This is a genomic window from Rathayibacter sp. AY1A4, assembly GCF_002930955.1.
Lineage (GTDB): Bacteria > Actinomycetota > Actinomycetes > Actinomycetales > Microbacteriaceae > Rathayibacter.
In genome coordinates this window covers 91,621-116,974 of the sequence record NZ_PSTN01000007.1, presented here as the reverse complement: position 1 = coordinate 116,974, position 25,354 = coordinate 91,621, and the positions used below count along the sequence as shown (strand labels likewise).

Below are 25,354 nucleotides of genomic sequence, written 5' to 3'. Positions count from 1 at the left end.
GTGCTCTGAACCGGTTTACAAAACCGGTTCAGGCGCGGCGACGAGCGAAGGAGCTCCCATGGCGGGCAGACCGACGATCCTCGACGTCGCACGTGAGGCCGGCGTGAGCAAGGCGCTCGTCTCGTTCGCGCTCAACGACCGGCCGGGCGTCTCGCCCGACTCCCGCGAGCGGATCCTCCGCGTCGCCGCCGAGCTCGGGTACCGGCCCAGCCTCACGGCCCGCTCCCTCTCCACCAGCGTCTCGTTCGCGGTGGGCCTCGTCGTGGCGCGCGACCCGGCGGTCATCGCGGCCGATCCGTTCTTCCCCTCCTTCATCTCGGGGGTCGAGCGGGTGCTCGCCGAGCGCGGCCGCGTGCTGGTGCTCAGCGTCGTCGATCCGGGCGCCTCCGAGGAGGCCGTCTACCGCACGCTCGCGGCCGACCGCCGCGTCGACGGCGTGTTCCTCACCGACCTCCGGCAGGACGACTCCCGGCCGGCACTGCTCGCCGAGCTGCAGATCCCGGCCGTCACGCTCGGGCGCCTCGAGGGCTCCTCCTCACCCGCCGTCGTGATGGACGACTCCGCGGGCATCGCCGACGCCGTCCGGCACCTGGCGGAGCTAGGCCACCGCCGCATCGCGCACGTCGCGGGGCCGGACCACCTGCTCCACTCCTCCCGCCGCCGCGAGGCGTTCACGCGGGCCTGCACCGACGCGGGGCTCGAGCCCACCGCGCTCGTCGCCACCGACTTCAGCCCGCAGCAGGGCGCGGCGGCCACAGAGCGCCTCCTCGACAGCCCGACTCCGCCCACCGCGATCGTCTTCGGCAATGACCCGATGGCCATCGCCGGCCTCGGCGTCGCGCACGCCCGCGGCCTCCGGCTTCCCGACGACCTCTCGATCACGGGCTTCGACGACTCCGAGATCGCCGCCCACGTCTACCCGTCGCTGACCTCGGCCCGCACGCGCCCCGCGCGCTGGGGCGAGGAGGCCGCCCGCACGCTGCTCGACCTCATCGAGTCCGGCAGCGCCCCCGACGTCGACCTCGAGCCCGCCGGGCTCGTGGTGCGCCACTCGACCGCTCCTCCGCGGCCGTCGACCCACTGAAGACGCGTGCGCACCGTCGCGCACGCCGGACAAGGAGAACACCATGGCCCCCTCGACGACGAGACGCTGGCTGACCGGGATCGCCACCGCCTCCCTCGCGACCCTCGCCCTCACCGCCTGCAGCGGCGGCGGCGGAGCGTCGACCGACCTCACCGCCACCGGACCGATCACCATCTGGTACTCGAACAACGAGCAGGAGGTGCAGTGGGGCAAGGCGATGGTCGACGCGTGGAACGCCGACCACCCGGACGAGGAGATCACCGGGCAGGAGATCCCCGCGGGCAAGAGCAGCGAGGAGGTCATCGGAGCCGCGATCACGGCCGGCAACGCGCCGTGCCTCGTCTTCAACACGGCCCCCAGCGCGGTCGGCCAGTTCGAGCGCCAGGGCGGACTCGTCGACCTCTCGAGCTTCGACGGGGGCGCCGACTACATCGAGAGCCGCAGCGGCGACCTCGCCGAGCAGTACCAGAACGCCGACGGCGAGTACTTCCAGATGCCGTGGAAGAGCAACCCGGTCGTCATCTTCTACAACAAGGACCTCTTCGCGAAGGCGGGCCTCGACCCCGAGAACCCGTCGCTGTCGACCTACGACGACTTCCTCGCCACGTCGAAGACGCTCGTCGAGTCGGGAGCCGCGCCCGCCGCGATCCAGCCCGCGCCCACCAGCGAGTTCTTCCAGACCCAGTTCGACTTCATGCCGCTCTACGCTGCGGCCACCGGTGGGACGAGCCTCGTCGAGGACGGCAAGGCCACCTTCGCCGACGACGAGGGCTACGAGGTCGCCGACTTCTGGAAGAGCCTCTACGACCAGGGCCTCGCCGGCCGCGAGCAGTACCAGGGCGACGCCTTCGCCGACGGCCAGGCCGCGATGTCGATCGTCGGCCCCTGGGCGGTCTCGGTCTACGACGACCTGAACTGGGGCTCCGTCTCGGTGCCCACCCCCGACGGCACGCCCGCCGAGGACACCTGGACCTTCAGCGACGCGAAGAACGTCGGCCTCTACTCCGCCTGCGCCAACAAGGGCACGGCGTGGGAGGTGCTGAAGTTCGCGACCAGCGAGGAGCAGGACCGCTCGCTGCTCGAGACCACCGGCCAGATGCCGCTCCGCACCGACCTGCAGACCACCTACGCCGACTACTTCGAGGCGAACCCCGCCTACCAGCGCTTCGGCGACCAGGCGAGCCGCACCATCGAGGTGCCGTCCGGGCCGAACACGGTGCAGATGCTGCAGGCGATCCGCGACGCGTGGGGCAAGACGGTCATCTTCGGCGAGGGCGACGTGACGACGGCGCTCGACGGAGCGGCCGAGACCGTCACCGGGCTCGCCGGCCAGCAGTGACCCGGCCGTGACCACCCTCACCCGCCGGCCCGCGCCGGCCGGGGCGCCGGGGAAGCGGAGCCTCCTGCACCGCGTCCTCGGGCCCCAGCCCCTCGGGCTGCTGTTCGGCAGCCCCTACCTCCTCTTCGTGCTCGCGGTCTTCGCGTTCCCGGTCGTCTACTCGGTCTGGATCGCGTTCCACGACTTCTTCTTCGCAGCTCCCGGCGTGCAGGTGGAGCGGCCGTTCGTCGGGCTCGACAACTTCGTCACGGCGTTCTCGAGCCCGCAGGTCATCCGCTCCTTCGGCAACATCGGGATCTTCCTGGTGATCAACGTGCCGCTGACGGTGGTGCTCTCGCTGCTTCTCGCCGCGGCGCTCGACAAGGTCGTGCACCTGCGGACGTTCCTCCGCGTCAGCTTCTACGTGCCCTACGTCACGGCGAGCGTCGCGGTCGTCGGCGTGTGGCTGTTCCTCTTCAACGGGAACGGGCTGGTCAACAGCCTCCTCGGGCCGCTCGCGCCGAACCCGTCGTGGCTGATCAACGAGCAGCTCGCGATGCCGATCATCGCGCTCTACGTCACCTGGAAGCAGCTCGGGTTCTACATCCTGCTGTACCTGGCGGCGCTGCAGAACGTGCCGAAGGAGCTCTACGAGTCGGCCTCGACCGACGGCGCCGGACGCATCCGCCAGTTCTGGTCGGTGACCGTGCCGAGCGTGCGGCCCGCGACCCTCCTGGTGCTGCTGGTGTCGACCGTCACGGGAGCGAACCTCTTCACCGAGCCCTACCTCCTCACCGGCGGAGGCGGCCCCAACGGCGCGTCCGCCTCGCCCGTGCTGCTGATGTACCAGCTCGGGATCCAGCAGGGGCAGCCCGACGTGGCCTCGGCCATCGGCGTGGTCCTGGTGCTGCTGGTGCTGGTCATCGCCTATCTGCAGAACCGCTTCGCGGGGGAGAGGAACTCATGAGCACCCTGTCCAGTGCCGGAGGCGCCGCCTCGGCCGTGCCCGCCGCCGCAGCCCCGGAGACGTCGCCGCGGAGGCGCCCCGTCGGCTCCAGCCGCGGAGCCGTGATCCTCCGCGGAGTCGTGCTCGCGATCGGCGCGATCGTCTTCCTCTTCCCCTTCTACTACATGATCGTCGGCTCCCTGCAGACGGATCCGGACCCGACGCTCGCGGGAGCGATCCCGGAGCCGGGCAACCTCACGCTCGACAACTACGTCAACGTGAACGAGCGGATCAGCCTGCTCACCGGACTGGTCAACTCCGGGATCTTCACCGGCGGCGTGCTGCTGTGCACGGTGTTCTTCGGCGTCCTCGCCGGCTACGCGCTCGCGATGCTGCAGTGGCGGGGGCGCAACGCGGTGTTCGCGCTCGCCCTGCTGGTGCAGGTCATCCCGTTCCAGCTGCTGCAGATCCCGCTCTACGTGCTGATCGCGCGCGACTACGGCCTCGCGGACAGCCACCTCGGGATGATCCTGCCGTTCGCCATCAACTCGACGGCGGTGATCATCTTCCGGCAGTACTTCCTGCAGCTCCCCAAGGAGCTGTTCGAGGCGGCCCGCATCGACGGCGCCGGCGAGCTGAAGCTGCTGTGGACCATCGCGCTCCCGCTGGTGCGGCCCGCGCTGGTGACCGCCGTGCTGCTGACCTTCATCGGCCCCTGGAACGAGTTCCTCTGGCCGTTCCTCATCACCAAGGACGCGTCGCTGCAGCCGCTCGCCGTGTCCCTGGCCAACTACATCTCGAACGTGGCGTCGTCGACCGACAACCCGTTCGGGGCGATCCTCGCGGGAGCCGTCGTGCTCGCCGCGCCCGTCGTGGTGCTGTTCATCGTGTTCCAGCGCTACTTCGTCTCGACCGATCTCGGATCCGGAGTGAAAGGCTGACCATGTCTCCCACCCTCACCACTGTCCCCTACCGTCTCGAGCGCGTCGGCGTCGTGATGGAGCCCGCCCCGGGCGACGAGCTCGAAGCCGAAGGGGTGCTCAACCCCGGCAGCGGCCGCGGACCCGACGGCGAGCTCTACCTCCTGCCCCGGATGGTCGCCGCCGGCAACGTCTCGCGCGTGGGCCTGGCCCGCGTGATCGTCGAGGGCGGCGTGCCCGTCGGAGTCGAGCGCGAGGGCGTCGTGCTCGCGCCCGACCGCGGCTTCGAGCGCGGCGCGCACAACGCCGGCGTCGAGGATCCGCGGATCACCTTCATCGAGGCGCTCGGCCTGCACGTGATGACCTACGTCGCCTACGGGCCGCTCGGGCCCCGGACGGCGCTCGCCGTGTCCGAGGACCTCCGCGACTGGCGGCGCCTGGGCCCGGTGACCTTCGCCTACGACGACGCGCTCGACATCGACCTGGGCCTGTTCCACAACAAGGACTGCGTGTTCTTCCCCGAGATCGTCGCCGCTCCGGACGGCACCCGCTCGTTCGCGGTGCTGCACCGGCCGATGTGGGACCTCGGCGAGACGCGGCCGGGCGAGGGCGTGCGCCTCCCGGCCGGGATCGAGGACCCGCGGCAGAGCATCTGGATCAGCTACGTGCCGGTGGACGAGGTGGACCGGGATCTGGCGAACCTCACGCGTTGGACCCGGCACCGGTTCCTCGCCGGGCCGGAGTTCCCGTTCGAGGAGCTGAAGGTCGGCGGCGGACCCGCGCCGCTGCGCGTGCCCGAGGGGTGGCTGCTCATCCACCACGGGGTGACCGGAGTGATCGACAGCGCCTTCGCGCAGCAGCAGCACGTGAACTACTCGGCCGGAGCGATCCTCCTCGACGGCGACGACCCCTCGCGGGTGATCGCGCGCACCGCCGAGCCGCTACTCGAGGCCGAGACGGAGGAGGAGCGCAGCGGGATCGTCCCGAACGTCGTCTTCCCGACGGCGATCGAGGAGATCGACGGGCAGCACTACGTCTTCTACGGCATGGCCGACTCGAAGATCGGCGCGGCCCGCCTCGTCCGCACGGACAGCTGACTCCCCGGATCGAGTCCGCCCGCGCCTCGTGCTGATCGAGTAGGCGCGCATCGCGTATCGAGATCCGCCCCCCACATCCCCCACCCAAGGAGAGTTCGATGACGAACACGCTCACCAGATCGGCGGCCGTCCTGGCCGCCGCCGCCCTCACCGTCGGGGGCCTCGCCCTCGGCGAGACCCCCGCGCAGGCGGCCGAGCCGCTGACGAACACGGCGCACCTCGACTTCCTCCTCGACACCGCCACTCCGGTGCCCGAGCCCGGCCACACCACCTACCGGCTCGACGAGGAGCCGACCCTGGTGATGCCGTGGACCTACGCCGACGCCCGCGACGGCGGCGCCTTCGAGCGCGTGGGCGGCGGCCGCCTCGATCCGGCGACCGGCGACTATGAGCAGGGCGCGTTCAACACCGACGACATCTCGCGCGCCGCGGTCGTCTACCTCCGCCACTGGCAGCAGACCGGGTCGACCGAGAGCCGCGAGAAGGCCTTCGAGACGCTCCGCGCCCTCGCCTACTTCCAGACCACCGAGGGCGACGACGCCGGGAACGTGGTGCTCTGGATGCAGACCGACGGGGAGCTGAACGCGAGCGCCGAGCCGGTCGAGCTGCCGGACCCGAGCGACTCCGAGGACAGCTACTGGCTCGCCCGCACGCTCTGGGCGCTCGGCGAGGGCTACGCGGCGTTCCGCGACACGGATCCGGAGTTCGCCGCCTTCCTGCAGGAGCGGCTGCGCCTCGGCGTCGCGGCGGTCGACCGCGAGGTGCTCACCCGCTACGGCGAGTACGCGCAGGCCGACGGCGTGCAGGTGCCGGCCTGGCTGATCGTCGACGGGGCGGACGCCACCTCGGAGGCGCTGCTCGGCCTCTCGGCCTACCTCGAGGCCGCCCCCGACGACTCCGCGGTGCGCACGAGCACGGCCCAGCTCGCCGAGGGCGTCGCCGCCTACGCCCGCACCACGACGACGGAGGCGGACACCACCGCCTGGCCGTACGGCGCGATCCTGCCGTGGACGAAGTCGCGCACGCTCTGGCACTCCTGGTCGTCGCAGATGGCCGGCGGCCTGGCCGCGTCGTCCGCGGCGCTCGATGACTCCTCCCTCCTCGAGCCCGCGATCGTCGACGGCGCCCGCTTCGCTCCGGAGCTGCTCACCGCCGGCGGCCCCGACAACGGCTGGAACCCCACTCCGACCGACCGCGTGCAGATCGCCTACGGAGCCGACTCCCGCCTGCAGAACTCGCTCGCCCTGGCCGACGCCACCGGCTCCAGCGCCTTCACCGACCTCGCGGCCGTGCAGGGCGCCTGGTTCTTCGGCCTGAACCGCAGCCTCGGCCCGGTCTACGACCCGGCCACCGGAGTCGTCTTCGACGGCGTCCAGGCCGACGGGTCCGTCAACCGCAACAGCGGCGCCGAGAGCACCATCCACGGCCTGCTGGCGATGCTGGCGCTCGACGCGCACCCGGACGTCGCCGACCGTGCCCGCTCCGTCGCCTCCGAGCGCTCGCGCGACGGGCTGACGCTGGTCGAGGCGGAGAGCGCGCGCGGCGGCACCGTCGTCACGCCCGAGTCGTCCTGGACCGGGGAAGCCGGCTGGAGCGGCTCGTACCTCTCGCTGACCGACCCGCGCCGCGCGATCTCGATCCCGATCGGCCCGTCCACGCAGGACCGCGTGGTGGAGGCCGTCATCGACCAGCCGCAGCGCGGCACGGAGCGCACGCCCCTGAGCGTCTGGACGTCGGGGAAGCGGCCGCTCGACCTGCTCCGCTCGACCGTCGGGTCGCAGGGGGTCACGGAGGCGTCGGGCGCGCTGCTCCCGGAGAAGCTCCGCCGCACCGTGCCGGCCGGCTCGTCGAGCGTCGAGGTCCGCCCGCTGAGCGGGCAGACGCGCCTCGATGCGCTGCTGGTGCGCCCGCTGGTGACGCGCCTCGTGGTCGGAGGAGAGGGCGGCCGCACCGAGCTGATCCGCAACTCCACCGACGGAGTGCGCACCACGGCGATCGGCGTCTCGGGCGGCTCCGGCACCCTGCGCGTCTACTCGCAGGACGGCGCGCTCGTGAGCGAGACGTCGCCGTCCGGAGCCGTCTCCGTGCAGCTGCCCGCGCAGGGCTTCGCGGTGCTGGTGGGCTGAGGGCGTCCCTGCTGGTCGAGTAGCCGCTGCTCGATCGGCAGGGGGCGGTGAGTCCTCGGAAGTCGCGGTACTCGCGTTCGAGTACCGCGACTTCTGCGTTCTCGTGGGGGCGAGGGCGGCGGGGAGGTGCGCGGCTGGGCGCGGACCATCAATTCAATGAGAGCGCTCTCTCGAAAACGCTTGACCTCTCCGCGGGGGCGTGCGTAAGCTCGCCGCACACCTCGTGAGAGCGCTCTCACTTACGCGGAACAGCACGCGTGAGAGCGCTCGCGGGGGTGCCCCACCACCATCACGAAGGAGTGACCGTGCCCTATTCACGACGCACCAGGATCGCCGCGGCGATCGCCGGCGCCTCGGCCCTCGCCCTGATCGTCACCGGATGCTCGTCGGGATCCGACGCCTCCGAGGGCGGCGAGATCGAGCTGACCGTCACCACGTTCAACGCCATGGGCTTCGACGAGCTCTACGGCGAGTACGAGGACGCCAACCCGGGGATCACCATCGTCCCGAACAACATCGACACCGGCGGCAACGCGCGGACCGACGCGTTCACCAAGCTCGCCGCCGGCTCCGGACTCGCCGACGTCGTCGCCATCGAGGAGGGCTGGCTCGGCTCCGTCATGGAGGTCTCGGACCAGTTCGTCGACCTGCGCGACCACGGCATCGAGGACCGCAAGGCCGACTGGGTCGATTGGAAGTACGAGCAGGCGACCGACCCCGAGGGGCGCGTCATCGGCTACGGCACCGACATCGGACCCGAGGGCCTCTGCTACAACACCGCTGCCTTCGAGGCAGCGGGCATGCCCACCGACCGCGCCGCCGTCGCCGAGATGCTCGGCGGGCCGGACGCGACCTGGGACGACTACTTCGCCGCCGGCCAGAAGTACCACGACGCGACCGGCAAGGCGTGGTTCGACCACTCCGGATTCGTCTGGAACGCCATGGTCAACCAGCTGCCCGAGGGGTACTACACCTCCGACGGCGAGCTGAACGTCGAGGGCAACCCGGAGCTCGAGGAGCGCTGGGGCCAGCTGACCGACGCCACCGCCTCCGGACTCTCGGCCGCGCAGAAGGCGTGGGACTGGAACAAGGGCAAGTCGTTCACCGACCAGACCTTCGCCACCTTCGTCTGCCCGGGCTGGATGTTCGGCACGCTGAAGAGCAACGTCGAGGCCGGCGGCGGGAACGCCGAGGCCACCGGCTGGGACTTCGCCGACGTCTTCCCCGGCGGCCCCGCCAACTGGGGCGGCTCGTTCCTCTCGGTCCCGACCCAGTCGAAGCACCCCGCTGAGGCCGCCGCGCTGGCGTCGTGGCTCAGCGAGCCGGAGCAGCAGCTGAAGGCGTTCGAGGCGGCCGGACCGTTCCCGAGCACCCTCGACGCGCAGAAGGAGCTCGCCTCGGCGGCCGCTCCCGACCCCGGCATGAACGACTCCCCGACCGGCGCGATCCTCGCGCAGCGCGCCGAGGGCGTCGTCGCCCAGTACAAGGGCCCGGACGACTCGCTGATCCAGGAGAACGTCTTCGGACCGGTCCTGCAGAAGGTCGACCGCGGCGAGATCGACGGCAAGGAGGGCTGGAACGAGGCGCTCCAGCTCCTCGGTGAGCTCGTCGACTGATCCGGTCGGGCCGACGCCCGGGGGCTGACGCCTCCGGGACGACGCCCACCCGATCCGGGAGGTCCGGCCGCCACCGGACCTCCCGGTCCCCGTGCGGCCGGGCCGCCCGCATCTCGGGCCGCCTCGCCGCACGGGAGAAACGCTGCCGCCCGCCGGCCCGAGGCCTCTCCGGCCCCGCCGCCCGTGACTCCTCCCGGCCGGCCCCGCCGCACGAGAGACTCCGGCCCCGCCCCATCCCCTCCGACTCCGACTCGACCTCGAAGAGAGCGCCATGACGAGCACACTCACCCCGCCGACCACGGCGACGCCCCCCGCGGGGAAGCGGCGCCCGGCGCCCCGACTCCCGCTGACCTTCCGCCAGCGCGCGAGCCGCTTCGACGTGAAGGCCTCTCCCTACCTCTACATCTCGCCGTTCTTCCTGCTCTTCGCGCTCACCGGCGCGTTCCCGCTGGTCTACACGCTCGTCGTGTCGCTCTACGACTGGCAGCTGCTGCAGGGCCAGGGCGACTTCGTCGGGTTCGCGAACTTCGCGGCCGTGCTCGGCGACCGCTTCTTCTGGAACTCGATCGTCAACACGCTGAGCATCTTCCTGCTCTCCACGATCCCGCAGCTCGCCGTCGCGCTGCTGCTCGCGGCCGCCCTCGACCAGGCGCTGCGGGCCAGCACCTTCTGGCGGATGAGCGTCCTGCTGCCGTACATCGTCTCGCCGGTCGCGGTCGCGCTGATCTTCGCGAGCGTCTTCAGCGACCAGGAGGGCCTGATCAACAATCTGATCGGCCTGGTGGGCATCAGCCCGATCGAGTGGACGAACGACCGCCTCGCCAGCCACGTCGCGATCGCGACGATGGTCAACTGGCGCTGGACCGGCTACAACGCCCTCATCCTCCTCGCCGCCATGCAGGCCGTGCCGCGCGAGCTGCACGAGTCGGCCGCGATCGACGGGGCGAACGCGTTCCGCCGCTTCCGCTCGATCACGATCCCCAGCATCCGGCCGACCCTGATCTTCGTGATCATCACCGCCACCATCGGCGGCCTGCAGATCTTCGCCGAGCCGCGCCTGTTCGACGTGTCGAACGCGGGCGGCATCGGCGGGTCGGACCGGCAGTTCCAGACCACCGTCCTCTACCTCTGGGAGATGGCGTTCTTCCGCCAGAACTTCGGCGAGGCGGCCGCGATCGCGTGGCTGCTGTTCCTCCTGATCGTGCTGATCGGCCTGCTGAACTTCGCGATCTCGCGGCGGATCGCCTCCGTCGAGAACCGGATCTCGCAGCGCTCGAAGCGCCGCTCCGCCCGCCCCGCGACCGCCGACGAGATCGCCGCCGCGGACCCCCTGCTGACCACCACCGGCCTCGGCCAGAACGAGAGCGAGCGATGACCGCCCCCGCCACCTCCGCCGCCTTCCCGGTGCGCCGCGTCCGCGCCTCCCGCGCCGGCCGCGTCGACCGGCCCGGCTTCCTCACCTACGGGCTGCTGAGCGCCTTCATCCTCGGCTCGACCTACCCGCTGTGGTGGTCGTTCGTCGTGGCGAGCGGCTCGAACGCGACCCGCAGCGAGACCCTGCCGCTCGTCCCGGGCGGCAACTTCCTCGCCAACGCCTCGCAGGTGCTGACGGCGATCCCGTTCTGGACGGCTCTGCTGAACAGCATCATCGTCTCGGGGATCATCACGCTCTCGGTCGTGTCGTTCTCGACGCTCGCCGGCTACGCCTTCGCGAAGCTGCGGTTCCGCGGGCGCGACGGCCTGATGATCGGAGTCGTCGCGACCATGGCGATCCCGACGCAGCTGGGCATCATCCCGCTGTTCATCCTGATGCGGCAGCTTGGCTGGACGGGCTCGCTCGGCGCCGTGATCGTGCCGACGCTGGTCACCGCGTTCGGCGTGTTCTTCATGCGGCAGTACCTGGTCGACGTGATCCCGGACGAGCTGATCGAGGCGGCGCGCGTGGACGGAGCGAACCAGTTCCGGACGTTCCTCACCGTCGCCGTCCCGGCGGCACGACCGGCGATGGCGATCCTCGGGCTCTTCACGTTCATGATGGCGTGGACCGACTTCCTCTGGCCGCTGATCGTCCTCAGCCCCACGAATCCGACCCTGCAGACGGCGCTCGCGCAGCTGCAGTCGGGCTACTACGTCGACTACTCGATCGTGCTGGCCGGCGCCGTGCTCTCGGTGATCCCGCTGCTGGTGCTGTTCCTCCTCGCCGGACGCCAGCTCATCGCGGGCATCATGAGCGGAGCGGTGAAGGGCTGACGCCCGGAGACTCCCGCGGGACCGGGTCGGGGGACATCGGACCGCGGGACGGGGGCCTCGGGCCCGGGGCCGTGGTGCTCCGGGTCCGGGGGTCGGGGGCTGCGGTGAGGGATGGGGCCGTGGACTGAGCGGCCGGTGGGTTCGCGACCCGGCCGGTCGTCGTGCTCGGCTCATCCCGACCGCTGCCGCGCAGGATCCCGTCGATCACGCCCCGTCCGGCCCTCCTGGCCCGGCCTCCCGCCGCCTAGGCTGGCGCGGAGGAGGCGACATGGAGCCGAAGGACCGGCGCGACGAGGACCCCTCGAGCGGGTCGGCGCAGCCGCGTCCAGCGGACGGGCCGACGCCGTCGGAGCAGGCGCTGCGCGCCATCCGCGACGTCGCGAACGGGGCGGATCCGACGAGCGAGGCGTTCCGGCTGTCGAACGACTTCACCGACCGGCAGGCCGAGCGGCTCCGGAGCCTCCTCGCGCGCTTCCGCCGCGGGCGCTGACGGGCGCGAGGCTGCCTGCCTCCGCCAGTGCGCGACCGATCGCCGTGCGCCGGTCGCGCCGGTGATCGCCGAGGCGGCGCCCCGACCGCCCGGCGCCACCCCGAACGGCCGCTATCCGCGCCCTCGCAGGCCGCGGACTCACTCCGCCGGCCCGCTCCGCCGCCCCGCATCACCCCCGAATGGCCGCGATCCGCGCCCCTTCACGCCGCGGACGCCCCGCACGAGCCCGCTCCTCCGGCGCTCGGCTAGCCTCGGAGGCACCCGCGAGGAAGGCCTGCATGACCCACGACACCGCCTCGGCCGCCCCGACCCTCGAAGCCGTCGCCGCGCTGGCCGGAGTCTCCCGCGCGACGGTCAGCCGGGTCGTCAACGACTCCCCGCGCGTGAAGGACGGCGCCCGGACGGCCGTGCTCGCCGCGATCGAGCAGCTCGGCTACGTGCCCAACCGCGCCGCGCGCTCCCTCGCCAGCCGCCGCACGCAGACCGTCGCGCTCGTGGTGCCGGAGTCGGCGGCGAAGGTGTTCGCGGATCCGTTCCTCGCCTCGGTGGTGCAGGGCGCCGCGATGGCCTTCGCCGGCACCGAGTACACGCTCACCATCGTGATCGCGTCGGAGGCGGCTCCCGAGAAGACGCGGCGCTACCTGCTCGGCGGCAACGTCGACGGCGCGCTCGTCGTCTCGCACCACAGCGGCGACCACTCCTACGCGCAGCTCGGCGCCTCCCTCCCCGTGGTCTTCGGCGGGCGGCCGCTGACGGAGGAGGGCGGCAGCTACTTCGTCGACGTCGACAACACCGGAGCGGCGCGCACGGTCACCGAGCACCTCCTGGGCCTCGGCCGCACGGCCCCCGCGATGATCGCGAGCCGCCAGGACATGCCCGCCGCGATCGACCGCCTGTCCGGCTGGCGCTCGGCCGTCACCGCCGCGGGCCTCGACGACTCGCTCGTCGAGTACGGCGACTACTCGCCCGAGGACGGCGCGACCGCGATGCGCCGCCTGCTCGACTCCGGCCGGCCGATCGACGCGGTCTTCGCCTCCAACGACCAGATGGCGTCGGGCGCCCTGACGGCGCTGCGCGAGCGCGGCCTCACGGTGCCGGGCGACATCGCGCTCGCGGGATTCGACGGCGACTACTTCGCCGAGGCGAGCGAGCCGCGCCTCACCACGGTGCGCCAGCCCTCCACGGGCCTCGGCGAGGCGATGGCGGACGTGCTGGTGCGACTCCTGGCCGGCGAGGAGGTGCAGCGCGTGACGCTGCTGCCGACCGAGCTGCTGGTGCGCGGCTCCACGGTCGCGGGCGCGTGACCCCGCGCTGAGTGCGCTGACCCGTTCGCTGAGTCGCCCGGATCGGCTCCCCGCTGCGGTGTGTCGCGAGCCGATCCGGGCGACTCAGCGCTGGACGGGCTCGTCGGGGATCTCGAGCAGGTGGAAGGGGCCCCGGGGGAGCGGGCCTGTGCTCCACAGCGCGACGACGGCCCAGCCGAGGTCGGCGTGCGCGACGGCGCCCTCGGGCAGGGTCCGGGTGAACAGGGCGTAGTCGATCCCGTCGAGGGGGAGGGCGCTCACGTCCCACGCGGGCCGGTCGGCGGCCAGCTCCTGAGCCCGCGCCTCCGCCGCCACCATCGCCGCTCGCGTCCGGTCCCCGGGCAGGCCGGCGGGGATCACCGAGAGGAGGAGCGAGCCGATCGCGAGCGCGGCCGTCGCGACCGGGTCGGTGACGACTCCGTGCACCGAGCCGCGCGGCCCGAGGCGGACACCGGTCAGCCGCAGCGTGCGGACCGAGTACGAGCCGCCGCCCCGCTCGGCGCGGACCGAGAGGTCGTCGACGGGCCCGTCGTCCGTCCGCCCGCTCCCGTCGACGGACCACGGATCGGAAACGGGGACCAGCGCGCGCACGCCCTCATCCGACTCCCTGCTGCGCCGCCGGTCAAGAGGCGCAGCTGGAATGCGGCCCCGGCAGGCCGGCCGGTCGGTGGGGACGCGTCAGGCGCGGAGCGCTCGCAGGACCCGGTCGACGTGCCGCTCGACCCACGTGCCGGTGAAGGGGCCGCTCCGCAGGAGCCATCGGTGGAGGATCGGGCCGAGCAGGAGCTCCGCCGCGCCGGAGGGGTCGGCCGCTCCTCCACTCGCGAGACGCGCGGCGATCGCGCTCAGCTGGGGCTCGAGCAGCAGGGTGCGGTACTGCGCGGCGAGCTCGGTGTCGGTCTGGATCGCAGCGGTCACCGCGCGCAGGAGCGGCTCGGCCACTGGGTCGCTCAGCTCGGCGGCAGTGCCGGTGACCAGGAGGAGCAGGTCGGCGCGCAGATCTCCGGAGTCCGGGACGGCGACGGCCCCGTCAGGAGTCAGGCTCCGCGCGAGGAGCGCGTCGAAGAGGATCGCACCGGTGGAGGGCCAGCTGCGGTAGAGGGTCTGCTTCCCGACTCCGGCGCGGGCGGCGACGCCCTCCATCGTCAGGCGCGGAAGCCCCTCGGTCCCGACGAGGTCGAGCACGGCGGCGTGCACGCGCTGCCGTGTCCTGCTGGTGGCCATTCTCCGATCCTACTGCGAAACGAGACGGAGCGTCTTGTTCGGAGTAGCGTGCAGGCATGACCACTCGACAGACCTGGCTGATCACCGGAGCCTCCCGCGGGCTGGGGCGTGCGCTCGTCCTCGCGGCGCTCGCCGAGGGCCACTGCGTCCTGGCCGCAGTCCGGGGCGCGCACTCCCTGCCCGAGCACGAGCGGCTGCAGGTCCACCGGCTCGACGTCGCGGACTCCTCCGCAGCCGCCGGCGCCGTCGACGCGGCCACGGCGATCGAGGGGCGCCTCGACGTCCTCGTCGACAACGCGGGCTACGGGCTCATCGGCACGGCGGAGGAGGTGGGCGAGGACGAGGTGAGGGGGCTGCTGGACGTCGACCTGCTCGGTCCGCTCTGGCTCTGCCGGGCCGCGCTGCCTGTGATGCGGCGGCAGGGGTCCGGACACATCGTGCAGATCTCGACCGTCGGCGCGGTGGGGACGATGCCGACGCTCGGGGTCTACAACGCGGCGAAGTGGGGCCTCGAGGGCTGGACGGAGGCGATGGCCGCAGAGGTCGCCCCCTTCGGCGTCCGCGTGACGCTCGTGCAGCCCGGGGAGATCGCCACCGACTGGGCCGGCGGCAGCATGCGGTTCGCGGCGCCGATGCCGGAGTACGACGACCTGCGGCGGAAGCTCTTCGGAGCGGCCGAGGTCCCCTGGCCGACCGACGGTCCGCAGGGAGGCACGCCTCCGGCCGAGGTGGCGGCCGAGATCCTCGCGCACGTCGCTGATCGGAGCGACGCCCGGTTCCGTCTGCTCGTGGGCGACGACGCTCCCGGTCAGGTGCGCGCCGCGCTCGAGAAGCGCCTCGCGGACTACGCCCTCGACCCGCGCTGGGCTGCGTCCGCGCTCTGAGGGACCGCCGCTGAGGTGCCCGGATCGGCTGGCAGTTCCGGCGTGTCGCGAGCAGATCCAGGCACCTCAGTGCGGAGGCGTGAAGGCCCGCAGGCGCTGCTCAGAACTCCTCGTAGTTGTAGGGCTCCGGGTCCTCGTCGATCACGGGGCGCGCGATCGTGGCGCGGTTGCTCTTGATGCGGGAGCGGATGTCCTCGACGGCGGCCTCGACGGCGCCGGTGGTCGACTCCTCGTCCTTGATGGAGACCTCGACGGGGACGGCGACGAGCTCGCTGCTCGCGTCGAGCGTCATCTTCGCCTCGATGAGCTCGCCGTCCTCGGTGAACGCCGGGACCGTGACCGCTTCGGAGTGCTCCTGGCGGTCGATCGCGGTCACCAGGTCGAGGAGGGCCTCGGTCACGGCGTCGGTGGTCACGAAGCTCTTGGAGGCGTAGGTCAGCTGCTGCATGCCTCCACTCTCCCGAACGGGAGCGCCCCTCGCGCGGGGTTGCGCCTCGTCGGCCCAGCCCGTAGCGGAGGGTCAGCCCGCCCGGCGACGGCCTGCGGTCGTCGTCTGCGCCCGGCGCTGCGCCGAGACCGGTCGCGGGCTCACGGCACCGGCGCCGCGACCGGGACGGGACGCGCGGCGACCGCGGCCGCGCGCCGCGTCGCCCAGTTGTTCAGCAGCAGCGCCGTCACGACGATGGCCGCGCCGAGCAGGGCGACGGGCCCTGGCCGGTAGCCGCCCGCCATGCTGATCGCGAAGGTCGTGACCGGGACGAGGTTCTGGAAGAGCGTGCCGTTGAGGGCGCCGAGCAGTTTGATGCCGGCGTTCCACAGCAGCACGGCGACGACGCCGGCCAGGAGGATCAGGTAGGCCAGCTGCGGCCAGGCCGCGAGCACCTCGGCCCCGGTCGGCGGGTGCGCGGAGCCGGTGGCCGTCGCCACGGCGACCGCGACGGCGATCGAGGGGCAGCCGAGCGCGGTGGTGAGCGTCGAGTACCGCAGCGCCGACCAGCCGGGGAAGGCCGCGGCTCCGCGCGTGTAGACGACCCAGCAGATCGCTCCGAGCAGGGCGAGCAGCTCGCCGAATCCCAGCTCGCCGTCGAGGAGGAGGGCGACATCGCCGCGGGTGACGACGAGCGCGACTCCGGCGAGCGCGAGCAGGATGCAGCCGACGGTGGCGGCCGGCGGTAGGCGACGCGCGCCGATGCTCGCGAGCACCGCGCCGATCGCGGGCATCATCCCCATCATCAGGCTGACGTTCGGGGCCGAGGTGAACCGCAGAGCCGTGAAGGCGAGCAGGCCGAAGCCGGCGAATCCGGAGGCGCCGAGCAGCGCCAGCCGCCACCCGCGGCCGTCGAGCCGGAAGGCGCGGAGCCCCTCCGCCCGGGCGAGCAGCAGGGCGAGGACGACCGCGGCGGCCGTGTAGCGGATGAGGGTCATGAAGAAGGAGTCGACCGTCGCCGCGATGCTGTCCGCGACCGGCAGCATGCCGCCCCAGAGGATCGGCGGGATCAGGCAGAAGAGCAGACCTCGCGACCGCATGGCGCCCCTGACCCGTCGGGTGCGGCCGCCCCGGGCGGGGGCCGTCGCTCGATGGTGGACCCCGGCGGCTCGGCGCACAAGAGCGCCGCCGACCCCCCAACGGCCCGCCGCGGGGCCGAGCGGAGACGGGTGCGCCGGGTGTGGAGGAGGCTCGGCGAGCCGATTGACCTGCTACGACGAAGACGAAGAAGCCGCAAGGGCCTTGCGTGGCCCCTTTAGGGTGACAAAAATCACTTGCTTCCATCATCTCCGTGCCCCTAAATTGATCGCAGCACCCCCCGATGCTGTCCTCTGTCAGGCACTGCTCCGATCCCCCCGTCGGACGCGGTTCCTCACTCGGGTCGCGCCCACCCCGGCGACGACCTCCGTTCCGCGCGGGCGCTCATCAGCGCACATCGGCCCCCGGCCGCGGAGAGGAACAGTCATGAGGACACAGCCCGGTCACGGCGCGGACGAGCCGACGGCTCCCCGTCGCCGGGCGACCTGGGAGGCGCACGACGAAACGGCCGCGCGCCCGCTCTCGGGACGCCGCGCCGCCCGCTCCGGGCGCGAACGGGTCTCCGCGCCGCGCCGCCTGGCGTCCGCGCTGCCTGCCGGAGCGGTGACGGTTCCCGCCGCCCCGACCGCGGTGCTGGAGCGTCCGGCCGCCCCGTCCGCGGTGGTCGAGCGACCGGTCGTGCCGACCGCTGTCCTGGAGCGTCGGGCTGCGATGGTCGAGGGTCCGGCGGCGCCGACCGCCGTGGTCGAGCGTCCGTCCGCCGCGACCGCGCTCCTGGAGCGTCCGGCCGCCCCGACCGCGCTGCTCGAGCGTCCGCCGGCCCCCGCCGCGGTCCTCGAGCGCACCGTGCTCCCCGCCGTCGACGCCGACCGGCTCCCTCCGGCATCCACTCCGATTCGCGGCACGCGCCCCCGCAGCGGCCGCCGCGCCTCGTCGCGCATCGGCGACCTGGTCGCCGCCCTCCCCGCCCACAACGAGGAGGCCGGGATCGCCGCGGCGATCGAGGGCCTGCGCCGGCAGACCTGGCCGCCGGACCGGATCGTCGTCATCGCCGACAACTGCACCGACGCCACGGTCGAGATCGCTCTCGCGCACGGCGCCGAGGTCTTCGTCACCGTCGGGAACAGCCACAAGAAGGCGGGCGGCCTCAACCAGTTCCTCGCCGAGGTCCTCCCGGGGCTGCAGGACGACGACCTGGTTCTCGTGCAGGACGCCGACTCCGCGCTCGACCCCGGGTTCCTCGAGATCGCCCGCGGCAGGCTGCACGGCGGCATCGGCGCGGTCGGAGGAGTGTTCCGCGGCGGCGAGGGCGGCGGCTTCGTCGGCCACCTCCAGCGCAACGAGTACGCGCGCTACGCCCGCGACGTGCGCCGGCTGAACGGGAAGTGCCTCGTCGTCACGGGCACCGCGGCCGTGCTTCAGGTCGCCGTGATGCGCCGCATCAGCGCGGCCCGCCTGGCCGGCTCCCTCCCCTCCGGAGACGGCATCGGCGGCATCTACGACACCACGGTCCTCACCGAGGACAACGAGCTCACGTTCGCGATCCGCCACCTCGGCTACGACGTGCTGAGCCCCGCCGGCTGCACCCTCGTCACCGAGGTCATGCCGACCTGGGGAGACCTCTGGCGTCAGCGCCTGCGCTGGAAGCGCGGAGCGGTCGAGAACTGCGTGCAGTACGGCTTCACGCGGGTCACGGCTCCCTACTGGGGGCGCCAGCTGCTCACGATGCTCGGCTGCATCATCACCTACGTCTACCTGGCCACGATCGTCTACGCGGTCGGCTGGGGCGAGCTGAGCCTCCAGCCGTTCTGGCTGGCCGTCACCGCGATCTTCGTCGTCGAGCGGATCGTGACGGTCCGCGACCGCGGCTGGCGGTACATGCTCGCCGCCGCGTCGATGTACGAGCTCGTCGTCGACCTGTTCCTGCAGGTCGTCCACACCAAGGCCTACCTGGATGCGCTGACACGCCGTCGGCGCGACTGGTGAAACAGAGAGAGAGACATGTACAACCACATCGGAACAGCCGCCGGAGCCGGAGTCGGTGCCGGAACGCTCGCCATGACCGGGTTCGACTCGGTCTGGCTGGCCCTCGCGGCCTTCGCCCTCATCGCTGCGGGGACCGCCGTCCTGCGCATCGCTCCTCGCCGCAAGCGCGAGGTCTGAGACACGGTGGCGGGCGGGGGACAGCCCGCGCCCGTCACCGTCCCACGACCGCCGTCGCCGCGGAGGTCCGGCTCGCGGTGGTGTACCCGGTCTTCGTCCCGGTGACGGTCAGCGTGATCCGCTTCCCCGCCTGAGCCTTCGTGAGCGTGAACCGCGGCGACGTCGCTCCCGCGATGGCCGCGCCGTCCGCCTTCCACCGGTAGGTGAGGCTGACGGGAGTCGGCGTCCACGGACCCGGGGCTGCCGTGAGCACCGCTCCGACCCGGGCCGTGCCCGTGACGGTCGGCGTCGCGGCGCCGAGGGTGCCGGCGGCGACCGGTGCGGTCGGCTGCGAGGTCGTCGGGCCGGAGCCGTCGGCGGCGCTCACCGTCACGGTCACCCGCTTGCCGACCGCGGAGGAGGGGACCACGAGATCCGGACCCGTCATACCCGCGATGTCGACGCCTCCCGCCGCCCAGCGGTGCACGAGCGGTCCCGTCCGGCCGGCGGAGGAGGACAGTGTCGCGCCCACCGCGGCGGTCCCGACGACGACCGGAGCCGGCGCCGCGTCGGACCGGTAGACCGCGACGTGGTCGACGAGCATCGTCCCGCCGGAGCTCTTCGGGGCGGCCGCGCTGTCGCATCCGCACACGCCGTTCGGCAGCCCGCCCCCGATGGCGAGGTTCAGGATCAGCAGCACGTCGTTCGGGACCGCGGCCCGCCACGCGGCCGTCCCCACCTCCGACTCCCGCACCACGTGCCGGGTGACGCCGTCGACGAGGAACTCCACGCGCTCGTCGCCGGGCACGGTCCGGTCGAGCAGGGCGGAGTAGCGGTGGAACCCCGTCACGCAGGACGCGCAGTCCAGCATCCCGCTCGTCCGGCCGGCGGGCTCGTCGCAGGGGCCGCCGTCCGGCACCCCGCAGTGCAGCGTCTGGATCACCTGGGCGGTGCCGTTGACGGCCTCGAGCATGTCGAACTCGCCGGTCGCGGGCCAGTCGATGACGGCGTTCGCGTCCCGCCCGAGAGCCCAGAAGGCGGGCCAGTACCCGGTGGCCTGCGCGACATCCGGCAGCTGGATCGAGGCGGTCATCAGCAGTCGGCCGCCCGCCGGCGCCGAGAACGACTTGTCGGCGGTGACGATCCGCCCGGACGTCCATGCTCCGGCGGAGTCGCGGAGGGCGCGGATGCCCAGAGCGCCGCCGCCCGTGAGGAAGACGTTCGCCGTCGACGCGGTCGTCCGGTCGACCGCCCCGGTGCCCCAGGTGCCGACCTCGTGCTCCCACTGGCTCCCGACCGGCGCGCCAGCCGGCCCGGTGAAGTCGTCGCGCAGGAGCGTGGTCCAGCCCGGGGCGTCGGCGGGCGCCGCCGTGACGGCCTGGCCGGCGGACGAGGCGGTCGGAGTCGCGGACGCCGGTGCGAGGGCGGCGACCGCCTGCGGGGGCGTCGCCGCGAGCACTCCGAGGCACAGGGCCGCGAGGGCGAGGGCGAGTCGCGGCCGGTCGAGGAGTCGTGAAGGCATGGCGAGTCCTCTGCGTCGAAGGGGCGCGCAGGTGCACGCGCCTCGACGCTAGTGAGGAGTACTCGCTCTCCCTCCACCCTCCAGGCGGGGTGATCTCCGGGACGAAAGCTCACGACCGGGCTCGGCGGGGCCGGGTCCAGGGTGCTGGCAGAGGGGCGGCCGCCGTCGCCTCCGATCGCCCGTTCGAAGGAGAACACCATGCACCGTCGTCTCACGGCCACGCTCGCCGCGATCGCCCTCGCCCTCGGAGGGGCCGTCGCCGTCGCGACCCCCGCCTCCGCCGGGCAGCTCGTCTACCAGAACGGCGGCCCGGGCAACTGCTACGAGGTCCGCTCGCAGCGCGACTCCCTGGGTCGCGCGCAGGTCACGGTGTGGTGGCACTGCGACCAGGCGAGCAACGTCAAGGTCATCTGGAGGAACGGCCCGGACAGCGGCTGCAACAAGATGAGCGTCATCAACCGCAAGTTCAGCGACAGCTCGGGCGTCGCGTCCCGCTTCGACCGTCTCGTCTCCTGCTGACCCGGTCGGGCTGCCCCTGATCCCTTCCGCGAGACGCCGCTCCGGTACGCGGCACGCCGCAGAGGAGTACCCGAGCGGTCTCTCGCGGGAGGGAGGCGGCGGCGGCCCCGCTCAGTGCTCGGCGCGCCCCGAATCCTCGATGAGGCGCACCTTCACGTTCACGGCGAGCGGCCCCGAGACCGACGGGTCGGCGGCGAGCAGCGCGTGCATCCGCTCGCCCACCAGCCGGAGCGTCTCGGGGGCCGGCAGTGCGGCGGACGCGGCGATGTGCGCGCTCACCGTGGTGAACCCCTCCGACCGGTCGATGTCGACCAGCACGTCGGGCTGCCGCAGGTCCAGTTTCACGGCGAGCGCGTCGGCCGCGGCCTCGACGATCGGCTGGGCGGGATAGACCCCCGCGACGCCCTCGATGTCGCGGATCTCGGCGGTCAGCCGCTGCGAGAGCTCGGTGTCGTCGGTCATTCCCGCTCCTCCCGGTGGGGGTACACGTCGTCGACGGTCACGTCGATCGCGCCGACGGTCAGCTCGGTGTGGCGCTCGAGGGCGTAGCGGATGCGCTCGCGCAGGCGGTCGGCGGCCACGGCGACCGGCAGGCCGAACTCGAGGGCGCAGGTCACGTCGATCCGGACCACGGCGCCGGGAGCCGAGACGTCGCCGTCGAGGGTGCAGCGGCCCATGATGACGCCGCCCATCGTGTCGCCGGCGCGGCGGATCATCCCGCGCACGGCCGCCTCGGTGAGCGCCAGGCGGAGGGTCGGGTCGGGGTGGCGGACGGGGATGTCGCGGCCGGAGCGCACCTCGGAGCGGATCGCGTCGAGCAGGCCGGCGATCCAGACCTCGTCGCGGTCGGGCTCGCGGTCGGCCTCCTGCCGCAGCGCCCGCGCCGAGAGCTCGGTGAGGCGGGTGAGGTTCGCGAGAGCGAGCCGGCACGCGGCGGAGTTCTCGATCGAGGGGTCGCGCGGCTCGCGGCCGCGGTCGAGGTACTCGCCCAGCTCCTCGAGCGTGTGGCCGTCGAGGTCGTCCTCGGGCACGGCGGCGTCGTCGGTCATCGCCATGCCTCCAATTCGTGCAGCAGGAACCGACGGGCCCGGGCGAGGAGGCCGCGGACCGTCGAGACGGGGAGTTCGAGAGCGTCGGCGATCTCCTGGTAGCTGTAGCCGGCGGTCTCGCGGAGTAGCCAACAGCGTCGCTGATCAGCAGGCAATCGGTCCAGCGCTTCCCAGACCGCGTCCAGCTGGAGTCGTGCCTCGACGATGCGCTCGGGGGAGTGCTCGGGCGGCGCGGGCGGATCCCAGTCGTCGATGTCGTCGTGGCGGCGGCGGACGCGGATCCGGTCGATCGCCTTGTGGGTGACGATGCGCATCAGCCAGTTGCGGATGTGCGCCGGGCTGTCGAGATCGGCCAGACGCCGCCAGCCGGTGAGGAACGCCTCCTGCACCACGTCCTCGGACTCCGCCTCGGAGCCGAGAAGCTTCGCGGCGTAGACGCGCATGAGGGCGCCGTGGCGGCGGGCGAGCTGCTCGAACGCCTGCACGTCGCCGTCGACGGCGCGCGCGGCGAGGGTCGCGTCGGACGCGTTCAGGAGGGGGTCGTCGTCGATGAGCGCCTCCTCCGCGGTCCCGCGCGCGGTGTCCCCGCGCGCCGATGCCCTCAGTGTGGAGCGCCGTCCGGCATGACTACCAGCCTTGACAACGGGCCGGCGAATCCGCTGGCCGGATTGCGAGTGCCGCCGATGGGGGACGTCTCGAGACGGGATTCGTGACATTCCGGCTCCTCGACACGTCTTGATTCCGTACCCCTCGTGCGTCCCCGCGAGCGCACGGACCCCGAACCCGGAAGAAGTCCCCCATGCACTGCTCCCTCCGCCGCCGCCCCGGGCGGACGTCATGAGCGAGTCGACCTTCACCCTCGGCAGCCCGTTCGCGGGCGACGAGCGGGCCGACCGGCGCTACGAAGCCTCCGGCGACGATCCGTCCGCCGCGTCCGCCGTCTACTCCGAGGCGTACGGCGGAGGCGAGTTCCGCGTCGCTCCGTTGCAGCGCGGCTTCTCCTACCGCTACGCCGTCCGCGGCAGCGACCGGGTGACCCTGCGCACCTCCGACTGCTCCGGCGCCCTCACCGGCCAGGTCCCCCACCTGAAGGAGTACGTCGTCGGCTGGTTCCGCGCCGGAGGCGGACGCCTGAACCTGCCGCCGTTCACCCGGACCGGCGCGCTCTCGGCCCCGTTCCTGTTCCCCGCGGAGCGCCAGTTCGGGCTCGAGTTCGAGCCGCACCGGCAGAACCTCATCCACTTCGCCCCCGGGTTCCTCGAGGACGTCGCGACCGAGACGCACGCCGGCCCCCGCCAGCCCGTCTCCTTCGACCACGGGGCGGACGCCGACCCCGGCGTCCTCGCCCGCTGGCGCGCCGCGGTGACGGAGGCGAGCGCCGCGCTCGCGACGGCTGCGATCACTCCGCTCGTGCGCTTCACCGCCGAGCTCGACCTCGCCCGCGTGCTGCTCCTGCTGTTCCCGTGGCGCGCGTGGGACGTGCCGGCCGTGCTGCGGCGCCCGTCCGCCTCCCGCACCCGGGTGGCGCTCGACTTCCTCCAGCACCACGCCCACGAGCCGATCACTCCGGCCGACGCCGCCCGCGCGGCCGGTCTGCACACCCGCACGCTGCAGCAGGCGACGAAGCGGCACCTCGGAGTGTCGCCGTCGGTCTACCTGCGCGACGTGCGCCTGGACCGCGCCCACTCCGACCTGGTCGCCGGCGACCCCTGCTCGACCACCGTCGCCGCGGTCGCCCGCGAGTGGGGCTTCGGCAACCTCGGCCGCTTCGCGAGCGCGTACCAGGTGCGCTTCGACGAGAAGCCGAGCCACACGCTGCGCCGCTGACGCGCAGCCCCTGCGTGCCCGAGGGCCCGGACCGTCTCAGGACGGTGCCGGGCCCTCGTCGTCTCCGGGTGCGTCCCGAGGGACCGTCTCGGAGGATGCACCATCGTGTCCTCCGACCGGTCTTCAGGACACGGACCTCGTGACACTCGGCGCCGGCTCAGCCCGGCTGATGCACGTGGATGTCGCTGCTCATCGTCACGCTGTTGAACTCGAGATACAGCTGCCCCTCGACGACCGACACGGTCAACGTGTTGCGGCGCTCGAGTACCGCGACCGCGGCATCCAGAAACCCCTGATCGAAGCTCTGCACGGTGATCTGCTCGAGCTGGTGGACGCGCTTGCCGGACCACGCCGCGATCACCTTGTCCGGGTTGCGATGCGTGTAGACCGTCGTGCGGTCGGCCAGTCTGCTCCCGAAGTGCAGTCGCTCGGCATCCGGCGCGCCCACCTCGATCCACGTGGTCAGCCTGCCGGTGAGATCGCGGACCAGCACCGCCGGCTCGGTCGCCGTCGACGAGATCCCCTCGCTGAACGTGATCCCCTCCACGTATTCGAGGCAGTACGCGAGCACGCGCGTCATCATGTACGCGTCGGTCTCGGAGGGGTGCCGAGCGGCTCGCAGCGTGATGTCCTCGTAGACGCCGCGGTCCACATCAGCCAGCTGTATCGCGAAGTTGTACATCACTGCGCCGGCTGCCACGTGTGCGAGCTTAGGTCCTCTCGCTCATCGAGAAGCGCGAGGCTTCTCCGGCGCCGGTGGGGGCATCAGGTTCGCGCGCCTACTGGGGGCGCCTCCGCGACCAGGAGCTCGAGGCCTGGCTCGGGGTCAGCCGGACGCCGATCCGGGAGGCGCTGCTCCGGCTGGCCCGCGTCGGCCTCGTCTCGGCCAAGCCCGGCCGGGCGACGATCGTGACCCCCGCCACGGCCGAGAGCATCAGCGACGCCCAGCAGATCGCCGCCGCCATGCACGAGCTCGCCACGCGCCTCGCCGGCCCGGCCGTCACTCCGGAGGCGCTCGCCGCGATGGAGTCGGCGAACGACGACTTCGCGCGGGCGCTGGCGGAGGGCGACGTCGAGCTGGCGCTGCGCTCCGACGACGCGTTCCACGCGGTGCTCACCGGGCTCAGCGGCAACGGGATGATCGAGGACGTGCTCGAGCAGGCCACTCCGCTCATCCGCCGCGCCGAGCGCCAGCGCTTCGCCTCCCTCGCGGCCCGCGGATCCGTGGAGCAGCACCGCGCGATCGTGGAGTCCCTCCGCGCGGGCGACACCGACGGCGCCGCCCGCCTCAGCCGGGAGAACTGGATGACGCTCGACCGTCACCTGCACGAGGCCTGACGCGCTGCTCCTCCGCGGGGAGGAGTCCGCGCTCGGTCATGCGCGAGGCCGACGCGATCGCATCCGCGACGAACCGCTCGGTCAGGTCGGCATGCCCTCGCCGGCGCGCTCCGCATCCGTCCCGAGAGCTGAGCGCCGCCCTCCCCGCGCCTCCGCCGCCGGGATGCGGGTCG

Annotated in this window: 26 protein-coding genes; 17 read left to right on the top strand and 9 right to left on the bottom strand. The window is 72.7% G+C overall.

The window, feature by feature from the left end; translation table 11 throughout:
- Positions 1-58: 58 nt before the first annotated feature.
- The 11 genes from C5B92_RS06400 to C5B92_RS06350 all read left to right on the top strand — a co-directional run bounded on the left by C5B92_RS06400 (position 59) and on the right by C5B92_RS06350 (position 13,151).
- Positions 59-1,084 (top strand): LacI family DNA-binding transcriptional regulator, encoded by a 1,026-nt coding sequence (locus tag C5B92_RS06400; protein WP_104260550.1) that lies wholly within the window; start codon positions 59-61, stop codon positions 1,082-1,084.
- Positions 1,085-1,127: 43 nt separating this feature from the next.
- On the top strand, positions 1,128-2,423 hold the full coding sequence (locus C5B92_RS06395) for an extracellular solute-binding protein (RefSeq protein ID WP_104350178.1): 1,296 nt from the start codon (positions 1,128-1,130) through the stop codon (positions 2,421-2,423).
- 7 nt (positions 2,424-2,430) lie between these two features.
- Positions 2,431-3,369 carry a carbohydrate ABC transporter permease gene (locus C5B92_RS06390; protein WP_104223956.1) on the top strand — a complete coding sequence of 313 codons (939 nt, stop codon included), beginning with the start codon at positions 2,431-2,433 and terminating at the stop codon, positions 3,367-3,369.
- A complete protein-coding gene (locus tag C5B92_RS06385; RefSeq protein ID WP_104223957.1) occupies positions 3,366-4,289 on the top strand; it encodes a carbohydrate ABC transporter permease in 924 nt (307 codons plus the stop codon). Before C5B92_RS06390 ends, C5B92_RS06385 begins: the two co-directional genes overlap by 4 nt.
- 2 nt (positions 4,290-4,291) lie before the next feature.
- Positions 4,292-5,365, top strand: coding sequence for a glycosidase (locus tag C5B92_RS06380; RefSeq protein ID WP_104274031.1), 1,074 nt, complete (start codon positions 4,292-4,294; stop codon positions 5,363-5,365).
- A 98-nt stretch (positions 5,366-5,463) separates the two neighbouring features.
- Positions 5,464-7,491: a hypothetical protein gene (locus C5B92_RS06375; protein ID WP_104350177.1), complete on the top strand. Its 2,028-nt coding sequence runs from the start codon at positions 5,464-5,466 to the stop codon at positions 7,489-7,491.
- Between the two features lie 305 nt (positions 7,492-7,796).
- A complete protein-coding gene (locus tag C5B92_RS06370) occupies positions 7,797-9,107 on the top strand; it encodes an ABC transporter substrate-binding protein (RefSeq protein ID WP_104224001.1) in 1,311 nt (436 codons plus the stop codon).
- Between the two features lie 271 nt (positions 9,108-9,378).
- The gene (locus C5B92_RS06365; RefSeq protein ID WP_104274033.1) at positions 9,379-10,482 is read left to right on the top strand and encodes a carbohydrate ABC transporter permease; all 1,104 of its coding nucleotides are present in this window, start codon (positions 9,379-9,381) and stop codon (positions 10,480-10,482) included.
- Entirely contained in the window at positions 10,479-11,357 is an 879-nt protein-coding gene (locus C5B92_RS06360) for a carbohydrate ABC transporter permease (protein WP_104274034.1), read from the top strand. The genes C5B92_RS06365 and C5B92_RS06360 overlap by 4 nt, the downstream gene beginning before the upstream one ends.
- A 268-nt stretch (positions 11,358-11,625) precedes the next feature.
- On the top strand, positions 11,626-11,847 hold the full coding sequence (locus tag C5B92_RS06355) for a hypothetical protein (protein WP_104255203.1): 222 nt from the start codon (positions 11,626-11,628) through the stop codon (positions 11,845-11,847).
- A gap of 278 nt (positions 11,848-12,125) precedes the next feature.
- Positions 12,126-13,151, top strand: a complete 1,026-nt coding sequence (locus C5B92_RS06350; protein ID WP_104250504.1) for a LacI family DNA-binding transcriptional regulator — start codon at positions 12,126-12,128, stop codon at positions 13,149-13,151.
- Positions 13,152-13,235: 84 nt separating this feature from the next.
- Here the strand turns inward: C5B92_RS06350 and C5B92_RS06345 are convergent, their stop codons facing one another.
- Together C5B92_RS06345 and C5B92_RS06340 are read right to left on the bottom strand one after the other, a co-directional pair.
- Positions 13,236-13,742, bottom strand: coding sequence for a hypothetical protein (locus C5B92_RS06345; protein WP_104255204.1), 507 nt, complete (start codon positions 13,740-13,742; stop codon positions 13,236-13,238).
- 87 nt (positions 13,743-13,829) lie between these two features.
- Positions 13,830-14,375, bottom strand: coding sequence for a TetR/AcrR family transcriptional regulator (locus C5B92_RS06340; protein ID WP_104232939.1), 546 nt, complete (start codon positions 14,373-14,375; stop codon positions 13,830-13,832).
- 56 nt (positions 14,376-14,431) lie between these two features.
- Between C5B92_RS06340 and C5B92_RS06335 the strand changes: the two genes are divergently transcribed.
- Positions 14,432-15,259, top strand: a complete 828-nt coding sequence (locus tag C5B92_RS06335) for an SDR family NAD(P)-dependent oxidoreductase (protein ID WP_258061285.1) — start codon at positions 14,432-14,434, stop codon at positions 15,257-15,259.
- 100 nt (positions 15,260-15,359) lie between these two features.
- On the opposite strand, the gene C5B92_RS06330 is transcribed toward C5B92_RS06335, so the two are convergent.
- Together C5B92_RS06330 and C5B92_RS06325 are read right to left on the bottom strand one after the other, a co-directional pair.
- Positions 15,360-15,707 (bottom strand): hypothetical protein, encoded by a 348-nt coding sequence (locus C5B92_RS06330; protein WP_104223965.1) that lies wholly within the window; start codon positions 15,705-15,707, stop codon positions 15,360-15,362.
- A gap of 140 nt (positions 15,708-15,847) precedes the next feature.
- Positions 15,848-16,786 (bottom strand): DMT family transporter, encoded by a 939-nt coding sequence (locus tag C5B92_RS06325; protein WP_104255205.1) that lies wholly within the window; start codon positions 16,784-16,786, stop codon positions 15,848-15,850.
- A 424-nt stretch (positions 16,787-17,210) separates the two neighbouring features.
- Between C5B92_RS06325 and C5B92_RS06320 the strand changes: the two genes are divergently transcribed.
- Together C5B92_RS06320 and C5B92_RS17245 are read left to right on the top strand one after the other, a co-directional pair.
- Positions 17,211-18,770: a glycosyltransferase family 2 protein gene (locus C5B92_RS06320; protein ID WP_258061283.1), complete on the top strand. Its 1,560-nt coding sequence runs from the start codon at positions 17,211-17,213 to the stop codon at positions 18,768-18,770.
- Positions 18,771-18,785: 15 nt separating this feature from the next.
- Positions 18,786-18,947, top strand: a complete 162-nt coding sequence (locus tag C5B92_RS17245; protein ID WP_167305255.1) for a hypothetical protein — start codon at positions 18,786-18,788, stop codon at positions 18,945-18,947.
- Between the two features lie 34 nt (positions 18,948-18,981).
- Here the strand turns inward: C5B92_RS17245 and C5B92_RS06315 are convergent, their stop codons facing one another.
- Positions 18,982-20,448 carry a family 16 glycosylhydrolase gene (locus C5B92_RS06315; RefSeq protein ID WP_104255206.1) on the bottom strand — a complete coding sequence of 489 codons (1,467 nt, stop codon included), beginning with the start codon at positions 20,446-20,448 and terminating at the stop codon, positions 18,982-18,984.
- Positions 20,449-20,646: 198 nt separating this feature from the next.
- Here C5B92_RS06315 and C5B92_RS06310 point away from each other — a divergent pair, with 198 nt between their 5' ends.
- Positions 20,647-20,967, top strand: coding sequence for a hypothetical protein (locus C5B92_RS06310; protein ID WP_104255207.1), 321 nt, complete (start codon positions 20,647-20,649; stop codon positions 20,965-20,967).
- 111 nt (positions 20,968-21,078) lie between these two features.
- On the opposite strand, the gene C5B92_RS06305 is transcribed toward C5B92_RS06310, so the two are convergent.
- Genes C5B92_RS06305 through C5B92_RS06295 form a run of 3 tightly spaced genes read right to left on the bottom strand, consistent with a single transcriptional unit; the run spans position 21,079 to position 22,732 of the window.
- The gene (locus C5B92_RS06305) at positions 21,079-21,429 is read right to left on the bottom strand and encodes a hypothetical protein (protein ID WP_104223972.1); all 351 of its coding nucleotides are present in this window, start codon (positions 21,427-21,429) and stop codon (positions 21,079-21,081) included.
- On the bottom strand, positions 21,426-22,016 hold the full coding sequence (locus C5B92_RS06300) for an Asp23/Gls24 family envelope stress response protein (protein ID WP_146076902.1): 591 nt from the start codon (positions 22,014-22,016) through the stop codon (positions 21,426-21,428). Before C5B92_RS06300 ends, C5B92_RS06305 begins: the two co-directional genes overlap by 4 nt.
- The gene (locus C5B92_RS06295; protein WP_104255208.1) at positions 22,013-22,732 is read right to left on the bottom strand and encodes an RNA polymerase sigma factor; all 720 of its coding nucleotides are present in this window, start codon (positions 22,730-22,732) and stop codon (positions 22,013-22,015) included. Before C5B92_RS06295 ends, C5B92_RS06300 begins: the two co-directional genes overlap by 4 nt.
- 121 nt (positions 22,733-22,853) lie before the next feature.
- On the opposite strand from C5B92_RS06295, the gene C5B92_RS06290 reads away from it, so the two are divergent.
- Positions 22,854-23,843: a helix-turn-helix transcriptional regulator gene (locus tag C5B92_RS06290; RefSeq protein WP_104255209.1), complete on the top strand. Its 990-nt coding sequence runs from the start codon at positions 22,854-22,856 to the stop codon at positions 23,841-23,843.
- A gap of 157 nt (positions 23,844-24,000) precedes the next feature.
- Here the strand turns inward: C5B92_RS06290 and C5B92_RS06285 are convergent, their stop codons facing one another.
- Positions 24,001-24,543, bottom strand: coding sequence for a YaeQ family protein (locus C5B92_RS06285; RefSeq protein ID WP_104225844.1), 543 nt, complete (start codon positions 24,541-24,543; stop codon positions 24,001-24,003).
- Positions 24,544-24,599: 56 nt separating this feature from the next.
- On the opposite strand from C5B92_RS06285, the gene C5B92_RS06280 reads away from it, so the two are divergent.
- Positions 24,600-25,181, top strand: coding sequence for a GntR family transcriptional regulator (locus tag C5B92_RS06280; protein ID WP_104255210.1), 582 nt, complete (start codon positions 24,600-24,602; stop codon positions 25,179-25,181).
- The last annotated feature ends 173 nt before the right edge of the window (positions 25,182-25,354 follow it).